The organism is Halorhodospira sp. M38, from assembly GCF_022227985.1.
Taxonomy (GTDB): Bacteria; Pseudomonadota; Gammaproteobacteria; order Nitrococcales; family Halorhodospiraceae; genus Halorhodospira; species Halorhodospira halophila_A.
Genome location: NZ_JAJNQP010000078.1, coordinates 1 through 815, shown reverse-complemented (window position 1 = coordinate 815; position 815 = coordinate 1). Strand labels below are relative to the sequence as shown.

Annotated in this window: 1 protein-coding gene; it reads left to right on the top strand. The window is 65.9% G+C overall.

Translation table 11 applies throughout. The features are described from left to right. Positions 1–167: 167 nt before the first annotated feature. Positions 168–749, top strand: coding sequence for an HD domain-containing protein (locus LRA98_RS12845; protein WP_201168725.1), 582 nt, complete (start codon positions 168–170; stop codon positions 747–749). The last annotated feature ends 66 nt before the right edge of the window (positions 750–815 follow it).

Below are 815 nucleotides of genomic sequence, written 5' to 3'. Positions count from 1 at the left end.
GCGACAGGGGCGACTGCCGGCGTCGACGGCGATAGGAGCAAACAACGCTTAGCTGCCGAGCCCCTCCCGGCTCCTACGCCCTTGCATGGGCAGCAGGTCGTGAAACCGGTAAAGTAGATGCAGCAAACGCGACCCCGTCGGCCACCATAGACCGCGAGAGCAGGCCCATGACCGATTCGCAGCAGCCATCGGCCCGCGACGAGCAACGCCTCTACGAAGCCATCACCCTCGCCATGTACATTCACCGCGATCAACGTCGGCGTTATACCGGCGAGCCTTACTGGAAGCACCTTGCGGAGGTGGCGGCCTTGACCCGGCTCGGTACGGAGGAGACCGACGCACTGATCACAGCCTGGCTTCATGATGCTGTCGAGGACTCCGGCCTAGAGCCCGGAATGCTCTGCGCCCAGTTTGGAGAGCGTGTTCGCTCCGGGGTGATGTGGCTGACCTGCGCCGCGATCGAGGAGGGCGAGCCCCGCGACCAGCGCAAGGCGCGCGCCGTTAAGCAGTTGCGCCAGGCACCGGGCTGGGTTCAGACCATCAAGTGCGCCGATCTGGCCAGCAACCTTGCCTCCATTGCTGATCACGATCTGGCCTTTGCGCGTCATTACGTCCCGGAGTGCCGGGCTCTCTATGAGTCCCTTGGCCAAGCCAGTCCGCCGGTGCGGATGCTTGCCGCCAAGGAGTTGGTGGCTGCCGAGGCGAAGTGCTTCGCAGTGGAGACAGACCCCCGGGGCACGCCTGCCTGAGGAGAGGCGCCGCTGCCTCGGAGGGCTCGATGGACCTCCCCTGTGTCAGCCCCCCGGGCCGGATCC

What these genes read in the sequence shown, in the direction of transcription:
- LRA98_RS12845 (WP_201168725.1), top strand. Translation starts at nt 168, where the DNA reads ATGACCGATTCGCAGCAGCCATCGGCCCGCGACGAGCAACGCCTCTAC.